A 13891-nucleotide genomic window follows, 5' to 3' on the forward strand; every position below is an offset into this window, starting at 1 on the left:
ACCTGAACTACATCGCGCTCGACGGCGAGATCGGCTGCATGGTCAACGGTGCGGGGCTGGCCATGGCGACGATGGACATCATCAAGCTCTACGGGTCGAGCCCGGCCAATTTCCTCGACGTGGGCGGCGGCGCGACCAAGGAGAAGGTGACGGAGGCCTTCAAGATCATCACCGCCGATCCGAAGGTGAAGGGCATCCTCGTCAACATCTTCGGCGGCATCATGCGCTGCGACGTGATCGCCGAGGGCGTGAACGCCGCGGTGAAGGAAGTCGGTCTGCAGGTGCCGCTGGTCGTGCGCCTCGAAGGCACGAATGTCGAACTCGGCAAGAAGATCCTCAACGAGAGCGGGCTGGCCGTGCTGGCGGCCGACAATCTGGCCGATGCGGCCGAGAAAATCGTCAAAGCCGTGAAGGAAGCCGTGTGATGGCCGTTCTCGTCAACGAAAACACCAAGGTGATCTGCCAGGGCCTGACCGGGGCGCAGGGCACTTTCCACACCGAGCAGGCGATCGCCTATGGCACGAAGATGGTCGGCGGCGTGACCCCTGGAAAGGGCGGCTCGACCCATATCGGCCTGCCGGTCTTCGATACGGTCGCTGACGCGAAGAAGGCCACCGGCTGTCACGCCACGGCGATCTACGTCCCGCCCCCCTTCGCCGCCGACGCGATTCTCGAGGCGATCGACGCCGAGCTCGACCTGATCGTGTGCATCACCGAGGGCATCCCGGTGCTTGACATGATGAAGGTGAAGCGCGCGCTGAGCGGATCGAGCTCGATCCTGATCGGGCCGAACTGCCCCGGCGTGATCACGCCCGACGCGTGCAAGATCGGCATCATGCCGGGCCACATCCACCGGCGCGGCAAGGTGGGGGTGATCTCGCGCTCGGGCACGCTGACCTATGAGGCGGTGAAGCAGACGACCGATGCGGGGCTCGGCCAGTCGACCTGCATCGGCATCGGCGGCGACCCGATCAAGGGGACCGAGCACATCGACGCGCTGGGCTGGCTGCTGGCCGATCCGGAGACCGAGTCGATCATCATGATCGGCGAGATCGGCGGCGACGCTGAGGAGCAGGCGGCGGAGTTCATCGCCTCGGAGCGCAAGGCGGGCCGCGGCAAGCCGGTGGCCGGCTTCATCGCCGGCCGCACGGCCCCTCCGGGCCGGCGCATGGGCCATGCGGGCGCGATCATCTCCGGCGGCAAGGGCGGCGCCGAGGACAAGATCGAGGCGATGCGCTCGGCGGGGATCGTCGTCGCGGAAAGCCCGGCGGGGCTCGGCGAGGCGTTGCTGAAGGCGATGGCGGGCTGAGCGGCGGGGGCGGGGAATGGGCTTCGTCGACGCCGTCCGCACCTGCTTCGCCAAGTATGTCACCTTTTCGGGCCGCGCACGGCGGCCCGAATTCTGGTGGTTCGTCCTGTTCACAGTTCTCGCCGCGGTCGTGGCGGCGCTGCTCGACATGGCGCTCGGATTCGGCGCCGGCGACAGCGGTCCGGTCAGTCTGATCGTCTCGCTCGCGCTGACCTTGCCGGGGATCGCGGCCGCCTGGCGGCGGCTGCACGATGTCGGGCGCCCGGGGTGGTTCGCGCTCGCGCCGAACGTGGCGGGCGCGGCGACGGGGGTCCTCGTGTTCGCGATGGCGGCCTCGATCGACCCGCAGACGGGGGCGCCGCCGCTCGTCTTCCAGACGCTAGCCGCGCTGGGGGGGCTTGCGACGCTGGGGTTGTTCGTCCTGCTCGTCGTCTGGCTGGCCTCGAAGTCGCAGCCCGGCGAGAACAGGTTCGGCCCGGAGCCTGCGGCGTGACCGCGCGGCAGCGGCGATTTCACGCCTCGACATTTTCCGCCGACGCCGCGAAGCGATAACCGGAAGTCCAGCGAAGATTTCACACCGCGCGGGCCGCGCGCGGATCAGCAGCACAGGGAGCGCGGGCGGCGATAACCGCCCCGGGGCGACGATGACCGATCAGAGCCGCAACAAGGCCTTCCACGACACCTCGTTCCTGCAGGGCGGCAACGCGCTCTATGTCGAGCGCATGCAGGCCCGCTACGCCGCCAACCCCAATTCGGTGGATGCGAGCTGGCGGGCCTTTTTCGACGCTCTCGGCGACGAGAACGCCGCGATCCGCGAGGAGGCGCAGGGCGCGCCCTGGGCGCGCGCCGACTGGCCGCCGCAGCAGACGGGCGACTTGCTGGCGGCGCTCGACGGGCAGTGGCCCGAAGCGCCGGTCGCGCAGAAGGCCGCCGAGGCGATCCGGGCGAAGGCCGCCGAGGGCGGCGTGCAGATCACCGAGGCGCAGGTTCGCGCCGCGGCGATCGACTCGATCCGCGCGATCATGTTCATCCGCAGCTTCCGCTCGCGCGGGCATCTCGGCGCCGATCTCGACCCGCTGAAGCTGACCCCGCCCGAGCCGCACCCCGAATTCGACCCGCGCTTCTTCGGCTTCTCCGAGGCCGATCTCGACCGGCCGATCTACATCGACAACGTGCTGGGCCTCGAGACCGCCACGATGCGCGAGATTCACGCGCTGCTGAAGCGGACCTATCAGGGCACATTCGCGCTGCAGTTCATGCATCTGCAGGACCCCGAGCCGAAATCCTGGCTGCAGAGCCGCATCGAGGGCTACGGCAAGGAGATCAGCTTCACCCAGATTGGCCGCCGCGCGATCCTCAACAAGCTGATCGAGGCCGAGGGCTTCGAGAAGTTCCTGCATGTGAAATACAGCGGCACCAAGCGCTTCGGGCTCGACGGCGGCGAGGCGCTGATCCCCGCGCTCGAGCAGATCATCAAGCGCGGCGGCGCGCTCGGGGCGCATGAGATCGTCTTCGGAATGCCGCATCGCGGGCGACTCTCGGTGCTCGCCACGGTGATGCAGAAGCCCTATCGCGCGATCTTCAACGAGTTCCAGGGCGGCAGCTTCAAGCCGGAGCATGTGGACGGCTCGGGCGACGTGAAATACCACCTCGGCGCGTCGTCGGACCGCGAGTTCGACGGCAACAAGGTGCACATCTCGCTGACCGCCAACCCCTCGCATCTGGAAGCGGTGAACCCCGTGGTGCTGGGCAAGGTGCGCGCCAAGCAGGAGCAGGCGGGGCGCGACCGCGCTGCGGTGATCCCCGTGCTGCTGCACGGCGACGCGGCCTTCGCAGGCCAGGGCGTGGTGGCCGAGTGCTTCGGCCTGTCGGGGCTGCGCGGCCACAAGACGGGCGGCACGATCCATGTCGTGGTGAACAACCAGATCGGCTTCACCACCGCGCCGCATTTCTCGCGCTCTTCGCCCTATCCGACCGACATCTCCAAGATCGTGGACGCGCCGATCTTCCATGTGAACGGCGACGACCCCGAGGCGGTGGTGCACGCCGCCAAGGTCGCCACCGAGTTCCGCCAGAAGTTCCAGCGCGACGTGGTCATCGACATCTTCTGCTATCGCCGCTTCGGTCACAACGAAGGCGACGAGCCGATGTTCACGCAGCCGCTGATGTATAAGGCGATCAAGAAGCAGAAGACGACGCTGCAACTCTATGCGGAGCGGCTGGTCGAGGACGGGCTGCTGTCGATGGCGGAGGTCGCCGAGGAGCGCACGCGCTTTCAGGAGTTGATGAACGCCGAGTTCGAGGCGGGCAAGGAGTATCGTCCGAACAAGGCCGACTGGCTCGACGGGCGCTGGTCGCATCTCGCGACCGCCGAGGGCGATTATCAGCCCGGCCAGACAGGCGCGCCGCTGGAGACGCTGAAGGAGGTCGGGCGCGCGATCTCGACGGTTCCCGAGGGGTTCACGGCGCACAAGACCATCGAGCGCCTGATGCAGACCAAGCGCGAGATGATCGACAGCGGCGAAGGGCTCGACTGGGCGACGGCGGAGGCGCTCGCCTTCGGGACGCTGCTGGTCGAGGGCTATCCGGTGCGGCTGTCGGGGCAGGACTGCACGCGCGGCACGTTCAGCCAGCGCCATTCCGGCATCGTCGATCAGGAGACCGAGGAGCGGCTCTATCCGCTCAACCACATCCGCGACGGGCAGGCGCATTTCGAGGTCATCGACTCGATGCTCTCCGAATACGCCGTGCTCGGATACGAATACGGCTATTCGCTGTCGGAACCGAACGCGCTGACCATGTGGGAGGCGCAGTTCGGCGACTTCGCCAACGGCGCGCAGATCATGATCGACCAGTTCATCTGCTCGGGCGAGCGGAAGTGGCTGCGAATGTCGGGGCTCGTGCTGTTGCTGCCGCACGGCTTCGAAGGGCAGGGGCCGGAGCACAGCTCGGCCCGGCTTGAGCGATTCCTCCAGCTGTCCGCGGAGGACAACTGGATCGTCGCCAACTGCACCACGCCGGCCAACTACTTCCACATCCTGCGCCGCCAGCTGCACCGCAGCTTCCGCAAGCCGCTGATCCTGATGACGCCGAAATCGCTGCTGCGCCACAAGCGCTGCGTCAGCAAGCTGTCGGAACTGGCGGAAGGCACGATGTTCCACCGCGTGCTCTGGGACGACGCGGAGACGGGGACGTCGAGCACCGTCCTGAAGCCCGACGCCGAGATCAAGCGGGTCGTGATCTGCTCGGGCAAGGTGTATTTCGACCTGCTGGACGCGCGCGAGGCGCAGGGGATCGACGACGTCTATCTGCTGCGGCTCGAACAGTTCTACCCGTTCCCGGCGATGGCGCTGACCAAGGAGCTCAGCCGCTTCAAGCAGGCCGAGATCGTCTGGTGCCAGGAGGAGCCCAAGAACCAGGGCGGCTGGACTTTCGTCGAGCCCAATCTGGAATGGGTGCTCGGTCGGATCGGGGCGGAGCATGGACGTCCGCGCTATGCGGGCCGCCCGGCCTCGGCCTCGCCGGCGACGGGGCTTGCGGCGAAACACAGGCAGGAACAGAACGATCTCGTCGCGCAGGCGCTGGCCGGCTGACGCGACGCGCAGGGGAGCAGGAAGATGTCGATTGAAGTGCGGGTCCCGACGCTGGGCGAGTCGGTCACCGAGGCCACGGTTGCGACCTGGTTCAAGAAGCCCGGCGAGTCGGTCGCCGCCGACGAGATGCTGTGCGAGCTCGAAACCGACAAGGTGACGGTGGAAGTGCCGGCGCCCGCCGCCGGCACGCTCGGCGCGCTGGTCGCCGGGGAAGGCGACACGGTGGGGGTGAACGCGCTGCTCGCCACGATCGAGGCCGGCGAGGGCGCCGCGCCTGCGCCGAAAGCCGAGGCGAAGCCCGAAGCCGCGAAGGCCGAAGCGCCCAAACCCGCGCCTGCGCCGGAAAAGCCCGCCCGCGCCGATGTCGAGGACGCGCCGTCGGCCAAGAAGGCGATGGCCGAGGCGGGGCTTGCGCGCGAGCAGGTCTCGGGCACGGGCCGAGACGGGCGGGTGATGAAGGAGGACGTGCTGAAGGCCGTTTCCGAAATCGGGACCCCCGCCGAGGCCCCCGCAGCCCCGGTCGCCCGCGCGCCGGTCGCGGTCGAGGACGCGGCGCGCGAGAAGCGCGTGCGCATGACCCGCCTGCGCCAGACCATCGCGCGCCGTCTGAAGGACGCGCAGAACACCGCCGCCATGCTGACCACCTATAACGAGGTGGACATGACCGGCGTGATGGGCCTGCGCAACGAATACAAGGACCTGTTCGAGAAGAAGCACAAGGTGAAGCTCGGCTTCATGGGCTTCTTCGTGAAGGCCTGCACCCATGCGCTGAAGGAGATCCCGGCGGTGAACGCCGAGATCGACGGGACCGACATCGTCTACAAGCACTACTGCCATGTGGGCGTCGCGGTCGGCACGCCGAACGGGCTGGTGGTGCCGGTGATCCGCGACGCCGACGCCATGGGCTTCGCCGCGATCGAGAAGACCATCGCCGACTTCGGCCTGCGCGCCCGCGACGGCAAGCTGACCATGGACGAGATGCAGGGCGGCACCTTCACCATCTCGAATGGCGGCGTCTACGGCTCGCTGATGTCCTCGCCGATCCTGAACCCCCCGCAGTCCGGCATTCTGGGGATGCACAAGATCCAGGACCGGCCGATGGTCGTCGGCGGCCAGATCGTGGCGCGCCCGATGATGTATCTGGCGCTGAGCTACGACCACCGCATCGTGGACGGCAAGGAGGCGGTGACTTTCCTCGTGCGCGTGAAGGAGAGCCTCGAAGACCCGCGCCGGCTGCTGATGGACCTCTGAATGGGCTTTGAACTCACCGTTCTCGGCCTCTCGGCGCTGCTCAGCGTCGCGCAGCTGATCGCGCTCGCCGTCGCCGCCAACCTCCAGCTCGGCTCCGACTATCTGGCGGGGCCGCGCGACGAGGAGCGGCCAATCGCGGGCGTCGCCGGGCGGCTGCGGCGGGCCTTCAACAACCAGATGGAGGGGCTCGTCCTCTATGGAGTTGCGGCGCTGCTCGTGGTGGAGAGCGGGTCCGTCTCGGGCTTCACCCATATCTGCGCCGCCGCTTATCTGGGCGCGCGCATCCTCTACGTGCCCGCCTACGCTTATGGCTGGAACCCCGGCCGCTCGCTGATCTGGGGCGTGGGCTTTCTGGCGACTGTGGCGATGCTGGTCGCCGCGCTGATCTGACCAAACGGAGACCGAGATGGCCGAATACGACGTGATCTTCATCGGCGGCGGCCCCGGCGGCTATGTCGGCGCGATCCGGGCGGCGCAGCTGGGCCTCAAGACCGCCTGCGTCGAAGGGCGCGGCGCGCTCGGGGGCACCTGCCTGAATGTCGGCTGCATCCCGTCCAAGGCGCTGCTGCACGCGTCGGAACTGGTGCATGAGGCGGAGGGCAATTTCGCCGAGATGGGGATCGTGGCGAAGTCGGTCTCGGTCGATCTGGCGAAGATGCACGCCTACAAGGGCGGGGTGATCAATTCGAACGTCACGGGCATCGAGTTTCTCTTCAAGAAGAACAAGGTGGACTGGCTCAAAGGCTGGGGCCGGATCGCCGGGCCTGGCGAGGTGGTCGTGCAGGGCGAGACCGAGGGCGCGCACAAGGCGAAGGCAATCGTGATCGCGACGGGCTCGGAGCCGGCCAGCCTGCCCGGCGTCGAAGTGGACGAGGAACGCGTCGTCACCTCCACCGGTGCGCTCGACCTCGCGAAAGTCCCGAAGAAGCTGGTCGTGATCGGCGCCGGCGTGATCGGGCTGGAGCTCGGCTCGGTGTGGAAGCGGCTCGGCGCCGAGGTGACCGTGGTCGAGTATCTCGACCAGATCACGCCGGGAATGGACCTCGAGATCTGCAAGAAGTTCCAGCAGATCCTGAAGAAGCAGGGTCTCGACTTCGTGATGGGCGCCGCCGTCCAGTCGGTGGAGAAGCTCAAGACCAAGCTCAAGGTGCATTACAAGCTGCGCAAGGACGACAGCGCGCATGAGATCGACGCCGACGTGGTGCTGGTGGCGACGGGGCGGCGGCCCTTCACGGCGGGGCTGGGGCTCGAGGGGGCGGGCGTCGCGCTCGACGAGAAGGGGCGGGTCAAGACCGACGCGCACTGGCGGACCAATATGGACGGCGTCTACGCCATTGGCGACGTGATCGCGGGGCCGATGCTCGCCCACAAGGCCGAGGACGAGGGTTACGCCGTCGCCGAAGTGATCGCGGGCAAGCACGGCCATGTGAATTATGGGGTGATCCCGGGCGTGATCTACACGAGCCCGGAAGTCGCCACGGTCGGGTTGACCGAAGAACAGCTCAAGGAGCAGGGGCGCAAATACAAGGTCGGCAAGTTCCCCTTCATGGCGAACGGTCGCGCCAAGGCGCATTTCGCGACTGAAGGCTTTGCGAAAGTGCTCGCGGATGCGGAGACCGACCGGGTGCTCGGCGTGCATGTCATCGGCCCGATGGCGGGCGACCTGATCCACGAATACTGCGTCGCGATGGAGTTCGGCGCCTCGGCCGAGGACGTGGCCCGCACTTGCCACGCGCACCCGACCTTCTCGGAGGCGATGCGCGAGGCGGCGCTAGCCTGCGGCGACGGGGCGATCCACGCGTGACCCGCGAAACTTGATGCGCGAGCCGGACCTCGCGAGCACGGACCTCAATTGAGTTTCCGATTGGCTCGCGGGGGAAGGGTCGCCTCCGCAGCTTCGGGGTCGCCATTGCGATCCTGCCGGCGCCAGCGTCCCCGTGGCGGTCCCGAGATCCGTCTCGGTTGGCTCGCCAATGGCGCTGCGCGCGCCCTTCGCCGCCGCGTCCGAGGCCGAAGCTGCGCCGATTCTCGAAATCGCCGTGGCCTCGCCTCCGCGCGCGGGCTGCACACCGTACTCGCAACGCAAAACGGGCGCCCGGCATTCCGGGCGCCCGTAGGAAACACGGCCAGCCTCGCGACGTCTCGTCGCGAAGAATGTGACGGTCAGCGCTTGGAGAACTGGAAGCTCCGCCGCGCCTTGCGCTTGCCGTACTTCTTGCGCTCGACGACGCGGGGGTCGCGCGTGAGGAAGCCCGCGGCCTTGAGCGCGGGGCGCAGCTCGGGGTCCCAAAGCGTCAGCGCCTTGGAGATGCCGTGCTTGACCGCGCCGGCCTGGCCCGAGAGCCCGCCGCCCTTCACCGTGCACATCACGTCGAACTGGCCGTCGACATTGGCCACCTTGAAGGCCTGGCCGATCACCATCTGCAAAACGGGACGCGCGAAATAGGCGCTCATCGGCTTGCCGTTGACCGTCACGGCGCCCTTGCCGGGCTTCACCCAGACGCGGGCGACCGCGTCCTTGCGCTTGCCGGTGGCGTAGGAGCGGTTGAGCGCGTCGCGCACCGGGGTCCGGGGAGCGGCGACCGCTTCGGCCTCGGGCAGGCCGGCGGCGTCCTTCAGGTCGTCGAGAGTCTTGATCTGGTCGGCCATGCTCAGGCGCTCCGGGTGTTCTTGGGGTTCATGGCGCGCACGTCGAGGGTCTCTGGCTGCTGCGCCTCGTGCGGATGGGCGCCGCCGGCGTAGATCCGCAGATGGGTGAGCTGCTGGCGGGTGAGGGGGCCGCCGGGCATCATCCGCTGCACCGCCTTCATCAGAACGCGCTCGGGGAACTTGCCTTCGAGCAGCTTGCCCGCGGTGACCGACTTGATGCCGCCCGGATAGCCGGTATGGCGGTAGTAGATCTTGTCCGCGCGCTTGGCGCCGGTGAGCTGGACCTTCTCGGCGTTCACGACGATCACGTTGTCGCCCATGTCCATGTGCGGCGTGAAGGTCGCCTTGTGCTTGCCGCGAAGCCGCATGGCGATGATCGAGGCGAGCCGACCGAGAACGACGCCCTCGGCGTCGATGACGACCCACTTCTTCTCGATCTCGCCGGCCTTGATGCTGAAGGTTTTCATGACCACGCCATTCCTGCGCGACAAGCGCGCCCATCCATCCCGCTGGCGGCCCGAAAACCGCCGGTCGCGCGGCTTCTACACGGCTGGGCGGGCGCGTCAAGAGCGCGAAGGGTCGAAAAACCCCTGTCGCGCCAGACTCCTGCGAAAGAGGTGCTGGAATACCCCAAATTCTCCGCCATCGGCGCGGTGCGTTTGCGCCTTGATTTCGCCGTGGAGCCGTCGCATCAGGTTGGCCCATTCCTCGTTGGAGTTTCCGCGATGCCCCGTCCGCTCGCCGCCCGCGCCCTGCTCGTCATCTGCATGGGTCTGTCCGTCGCCGCCTGCCAGCGCCAGATCAGCGGCGACGTCGTGCAGGGCCGCACCATGGGCTCGGCCGTGCGGACGGAGCGGGGCGTCGTCGAGAGCGCGCGTTACGTCACGGTTCAGGAAAACGACACGCTGCAGGGCAACACAGCGGGCGGGTTGATCGGCGCGTTGGCGGGCGGCGCCGCAGGGTCGCTTATAGGCGGCGGGACGGGGCGCGCCATCGCCATCGGGGCGGGCGCCATCGCCGGCGCCGCCGTTGGCGCGCTCGGCCAGCAGCAGCTCAGCAACCAGAACGCCATCGAATATGTCGTCCGGCTGAACAACGGGCAGCTTTATTCGGTGGTTCAGGGGCTGGACAACCCGGTCGAAGTCGGCACGCCGGTCTTCATCCAGCTCGACGGGCGCGGGCGGGCGCGGCTGTTCCGCGCCTGATCGCCGCCGCTGTCGGGCGCGCCTCAGCGCAGGCCCGACAGCACTTCCGACGTGTCGTGCCCCAGCGCTTCGAGCGCCTCTTCGAGATAGTCGGGCAGCAGCGGCTCGCCGAGCAGATATTTCGACGTCTTGCCGACGCGCGCGCTGCGGGCCTGGGCCACCAGTTCCTCGAAATCCGAGGCGTCGCCGTCGCCGCGGCCCAGCCAGAACAGCGCCACCAGCTCGGCCTGTTCGGTGTCCGTCAGGTCCTCGATCCAGCTGATCAGCTCGTCCTCGGTCGCGTCGTCGTCGCGGTCCTGCAACACGCCCATCGGATCTGAATCGTCGCCGACGCCGTCGGCGGAGTCCTCCTCCTTCACTTCGAATTCGCGCGCCTTGACGATGATCCAGCCGACCGTGTCGAGCGGTATGGTGAGCATCTGTTCCCTCCTTGTCCCGGCCCTTCCGGCTCGCTCTTGTGTTCGGCCAATTCGCCGCCGCGCATCAGGCGGCAAGATGTAGCGGCGCCGCTGTGGTCATGCTGGCGCGCGAGAACCCCAAGCCGCCTTGACCCCGCGCAATTTCGCCGCTCTGGCGCCGATCCCGCGCGCGCGGTAAGCAGCGGCGCATGACCACGCCCGACCTTGAGCCGCTCGCAGCCCTCGAAGCCGCCTATGAGCGCGGCCTCGCCGCCGAGCGCGCCGGCGACCGCGAGACCGCCGCCGCGGCGTTCCGCGAGGTGTTGAGTCTCGACCCCGAGGATCGCGGCGGGGCCTCGGTGCGGCTCGCCTCGCTCGGCTGCGGCCCCGCGCCCGACCGCGCGCCGCCGGCCTATGTCGCGACGCTGTTCGATCAGAACGCCGAGCTGTTCGACCTGATGCTGGTCGAGCGGCTCGGCTATCACGCGCCCTTGCAGCTGCGCGAGATGCTGGAGGCGCGCGGGCGGACCAGGCTCGGCCGGCTGCTCGATCTGGGCTGCGGCACCGGGCTCGCCGGCGAGTCGCTCGAAGACATGGCCGAGCATCTCACGGGGGTCGATCTCTCCGAGGGCATGATAGCGGTGGCGCATGAGAAGGAGGTCTATCACGACCTCTATGTCGGCGACGCGGAGGGGTTTCTGGAGGGCGCGGAGGGCGAGCGCTGGGACGCGATCGTGGCGACCGACGTGCTGCCCTATCTCGGGGAGGTCGCGCCGCTCTTCGCGCTGGCGGGGCGGCGTCTCAACCCCGGCGGGCTGTTCGCCTTCTCGACCGAATCCGCGCCCGAAGCGGCGTTCGGGGATCGAGGCTGGGTCGTCGGCCCGCATCAGCGCTTCGCCCATGCGCCCGGGCCGTTGCAGGCGGCGCTCGAAGCGGCGGGCTTCGGCGGGGTTGAAATGCTCCCCATCGTCGTTCGACATGAGCAAGGCGCGCCGGTTCCCGGGCTGATGGTGCTCGCCGACCGCATCTGAGCGCTCAGCGCTGCTCATCCTCGGCGTCGTCTTCGTGAAGGATGCGTTCGGCGGCGCCGTCGAGGTCCTCGTACTGCCCGCTGCGCAGGCTCCACAGGAACGCCGCAAGCCCGAGCCCGCCCAGAAACAGCGCGATGGGGATGAGGAACAGCAGCCCGGTCATGCGGGCTGCTCCGGCGCAGTCTGGCCGGCGAGGCGCGCCTCCGCGGCGGCGCGGCGGGCGGCGGGCGAGGCGCCGGCCTGCAAGCGCAGCGCATTCGCCACGACGACGATGGAGCTGCTCGACATGGCGATGGCGGCGACCAGCGGGCTGGCGTGCCCCGTCACTGCGATGGGGATGGCGACGCAGTTGTAGCAGGCGGCGATCGCGAAGTTCTGCAGGATCACCGCGCGGGTCCGGCGGGCGAGGCGTCGCGCCTCCGCCACGGCGCGCAGATCGGCCCCGAAGAACACCATGTCCGCCGCCGCCCGCCCGATGTCGGCGGCGCTCGCCGGCGCCATCGAGACCGACGCCGCCGCCAGCGCAGGCGCGTCGTTGACGCCGTCGCCCACCATCAGCGCGCGCCCGCCGCTCTCGGCGATGGCGGCGACATGGGCGATCTTGTCCTGCGGCGAGGCGCTGGCGCGCCAGCGCTCCACGCCGAGCCTCCGCGCGAGCGCGGCGACCGGGCCGGGCCGGTCGCCCGACAGGATTTCGACGCCGAGGCCGTCCTCGGCCAGAGCGCGGATCGTCTCCGCCGCGCCTGGGCGGGGGCGCTCGTCGAACAGGAAGGCGACCGGGTCCGCGTCGCCGACCTTAAGCCAGACGGCGCTCGCCCCCGCCTCGGCGTCGTCTCGCGCGCCGACGAAGGCGGCCCGCCCGAGCTTCGCGGGAACGCCATCCACCAGCCCCTCGACGCCGAAGCCGGGTCGCTCCGCGACATCCGTCGCTGCGGCGTCGAAGCCGCGCCCATGCGCCCAGTCGGCCAGCGCCGCCGAGAGCGGATGCCGGCTCGCCCCGGCGAGCGCCGCGGCGGCGGCGAGCGATGCGCGCGGCGCATCGGTGGCGGGGGGGCGCATGACGGGGCGCCCGTCGGTCAGCGTGCCGGTCTTGTCGAACACCACCCGGTCCACCAGCGCCAGTCGCTCCAGCGCCGCGCCGTCCTTGAGCATCACGCCGCGGCGGAACAGCGTTCCCGCCGCGACCGCCTGCGCCATCGGCGCCGCCAGCCCGAGCGCGCACGGGCAGGTTATGATCAGAAGCGCGATGGCGATGAAGGCCGCCTCGCGCCAGTCCGCGCCAAGCCATATCCAGCCGAGAAACGTCGCCAGCGCAACCAGATGGATCACCGGCGCATAGACCGAGGCCGCGACGTCGGCCAGCCGCGCCACGCGCGACTTGCGCGATTCCGCCTCCGACATCAGCCGCTGCACTTCGCCGAGCGAGGACGCTTCGCCCACGGCGGTCGCCCGCAAGGTCAGCGCGCCCGACAGGTTCAGCGCGCCCGCCCGCGCGAGCCCGCCGGGGCCGAGCGCCTCGGGCGCGGTCTCGCCGGTGACATGGCTCATGTCGACGTCCGAGGCGCCGGCCTCCACCACGCCGTCGACAGCGATCCGCTCGCCGGCGGCGACGCTGATCCGGTCGCCGGGGGAGATTTCCTCCAGAGGCCGCCACGCGGCGCCGTCCGGCCCCAGCACCATCGCCCCGCGTGGTTGCAGCCGCGCGAGATCGGCCGCCGCCGAGCGCGCCTTGGCCCGCATCAGCCGGTCCAGGTAGCGGCCGATCAGCAGCAGAAAGAGCAGCGTGACGGCCGCGTCGAAGAACGCCTCCGGCCCGCCCCGCGCGGTTTCATAAAGCGAGATCGCCAGCGCCCCGATCACCGCGATCGAGATCGGCGCGTCCATGTTGAGCCGCCTCGCCCGCAGCCCCGCCAGCGCCGAGACGTAGAAGGGCCGCCCGGAATAGATCACCACCGGCGCGGCGATCACCGCCGAGATCCAGTGCATGAGGTCGCGCGTCGCGTCCTCGGCGCCCGCCCAGACCGACACCGAGAGCAGCATGATGTTCATCGAGGCGAAGGCGGCGACCCCGAGACGCGTCAGCAGGTCCGCCGTCTCGCGCTTCTCGGCGGCCTGCGCGGCGTCGGCGGCCTCCATCGGATGCGTCTGGAACCCCAGCCGCTCGGCCTCCGCCGCGATCGCCGCCGCGTCCGCGCGGTCGAGGTCGAACTCCACGGCGAGCCGCTTGGCGGTGAGGTTGGCGCGCGCGCTGCGCACGCCGTCGAGCTTGCGCAGACCGCGCTCGAGCGTGGCGACGCAGCCGCCGCAATGCATGCCGGGCGCGATCAGCTGGAGATAGCCGACGCCGGGCGAGACCTCCCGCACGGCGTGGCGCAATTCGCTCGCGCGCAGGCGGTCGGCGGCGCCGCCCGCGCCGGCGGCGTCGCAGGCGGCCTCGGTGGGGCAGCAGCCCATC

The 13891-nt window shown here is 69.4% G+C and carries 13 protein-coding genes and 1 pseudogene; 9 read left to right on the forward strand and 5 right to left on the reverse strand.

Translation table 11 applies throughout. The features are described from left to right. The 7 genes and pseudogenes from sucC to lpdA form a co-directional block, all read left to right on the forward strand. A pseudogene (gene sucC / locus V7Q31_RS03655) lies at window positions 1-425 on the forward strand (succinate--CoA ligase subunit beta); the annotation flags it as partial. Then, on the forward strand, window positions 425-1309 hold the full coding sequence (gene sucD / locus V7Q31_RS03660; RefSeq protein ID WP_333832319.1) for a succinate--CoA ligase subunit alpha: 885 nt from the start codon (window positions 425-427) through the stop codon (window positions 1307-1309). The pseudogene sucC and the gene sucD, both read left to right, overlap by 1 nt. Window positions 1310-1325: 16 nt before the next feature. After that, window positions 1326-1802, forward strand: a complete 477-nt coding sequence (locus V7Q31_RS03665; protein WP_333832320.1) for a DUF805 domain-containing protein — start codon at window positions 1326-1328, stop codon at window positions 1800-1802. Between the two features lie 151 nt (window positions 1803-1953). Then, on the forward strand, window positions 1954-4902 hold the full coding sequence (locus tag V7Q31_RS03670; RefSeq protein ID WP_333832321.1) for a 2-oxoglutarate dehydrogenase E1 component: 2949 nt from the start codon (window positions 1954-1956) through the stop codon (window positions 4900-4902). A 24-nt stretch (window positions 4903-4926) separates the two neighbouring features. Then, complete coding sequence (gene odhB / locus V7Q31_RS03675) at window positions 4927-6153, forward strand: 2-oxoglutarate dehydrogenase complex dihydrolipoyllysine-residue succinyltransferase (RefSeq protein ID WP_333832322.1); 1227 nt, start codon at window positions 4927-4929, stop codon at window positions 6151-6153. After that, entirely contained in the window at window positions 6154-6543 is a 390-nt protein-coding gene (locus V7Q31_RS03680; RefSeq protein WP_333832323.1) for an MAPEG family protein, read from the forward strand. A 16-nt stretch (window positions 6544-6559) separates the two neighbouring features. Next, window positions 6560-7957 carry a dihydrolipoyl dehydrogenase gene (gene lpdA / locus V7Q31_RS03685; protein ID WP_333832324.1) on the forward strand — a complete coding sequence of 466 codons (1398 nt, stop codon included), beginning with the start codon at window positions 6560-6562 and terminating at the stop codon, window positions 7955-7957. A 359-nt stretch (window positions 7958-8316) separates the two neighbouring features. Here the strand turns inward: lpdA and rpsI are convergent, their stop codons facing one another. After that, entirely contained in the window at window positions 8317-8802 is a 486-nt protein-coding gene (gene rpsI, locus V7Q31_RS03690; RefSeq protein ID WP_333832325.1) for a 30S ribosomal protein S9, read from the reverse strand. 2 nt (window positions 8803-8804) lie between these two features. Beyond that, complete coding sequence (gene rplM / locus V7Q31_RS03695) at window positions 8805-9269, reverse strand: 50S ribosomal protein L13 (protein WP_333832326.1); 465 nt, start codon at window positions 9267-9269, stop codon at window positions 8805-8807. Between the two features lie 258 nt (window positions 9270-9527). Here rplM and V7Q31_RS03700 point away from each other — a divergent pair, with 258 nt between their 5' ends. Then, window positions 9528-10007: a hypothetical protein gene (locus V7Q31_RS03700; protein WP_333832327.1), complete on the forward strand. Its 480-nt coding sequence runs from the start codon at window positions 9528-9530 to the stop codon at window positions 10005-10007. Between the two features lie 23 nt (window positions 10008-10030). Here the strand turns inward: V7Q31_RS03700 and V7Q31_RS03705 are convergent, their stop codons facing one another. After that, the gene (locus V7Q31_RS03705; protein ID WP_333832328.1) at window positions 10031-10426 is read right to left on the reverse strand and encodes a DUF3775 domain-containing protein; all 396 of its coding nucleotides are present in this window, start codon (window positions 10424-10426) and stop codon (window positions 10031-10033) included. Between the two features lie 188 nt (window positions 10427-10614). Between V7Q31_RS03705 and V7Q31_RS03710 the strand changes: the two genes are divergently transcribed. Next, complete coding sequence (locus tag V7Q31_RS03710; RefSeq protein ID WP_333832329.1) at window positions 10615-11436, forward strand: methyltransferase domain-containing protein; 822 nt, start codon at window positions 10615-10617, stop codon at window positions 11434-11436. A gap of 4 nt (window positions 11437-11440) precedes the next feature. On the opposite strand, the gene ccoS is transcribed toward V7Q31_RS03710, so the two are convergent. Both ccoS and V7Q31_RS03720 read right to left on the reverse strand, forming a co-directional pair. Continuing rightward, entirely contained in the window at window positions 11441-11599 is a 159-nt protein-coding gene (gene ccoS, locus V7Q31_RS03715) for a cbb3-type cytochrome oxidase assembly protein CcoS (RefSeq protein WP_333832330.1), read from the reverse strand. Beyond that, the gene (locus tag V7Q31_RS03720) at window positions 11596-13890 is read right to left on the reverse strand and encodes a heavy metal translocating P-type ATPase (protein WP_333832331.1); all 2295 of its coding nucleotides are present in this window, start codon (window positions 13888-13890) and stop codon (window positions 11596-11598) included. The genes ccoS and V7Q31_RS03720 overlap by 4 nt, the downstream gene beginning before the upstream one ends. Window position 13891: the final 1 nt, after the last annotated feature.

The organism is Rubrimonas sp. (genome assembly GCF_036788415.1).
GTDB lineage: Bacteria > Pseudomonadota > Alphaproteobacteria > Rhodobacterales > Rhodobacteraceae > Rubrimonas.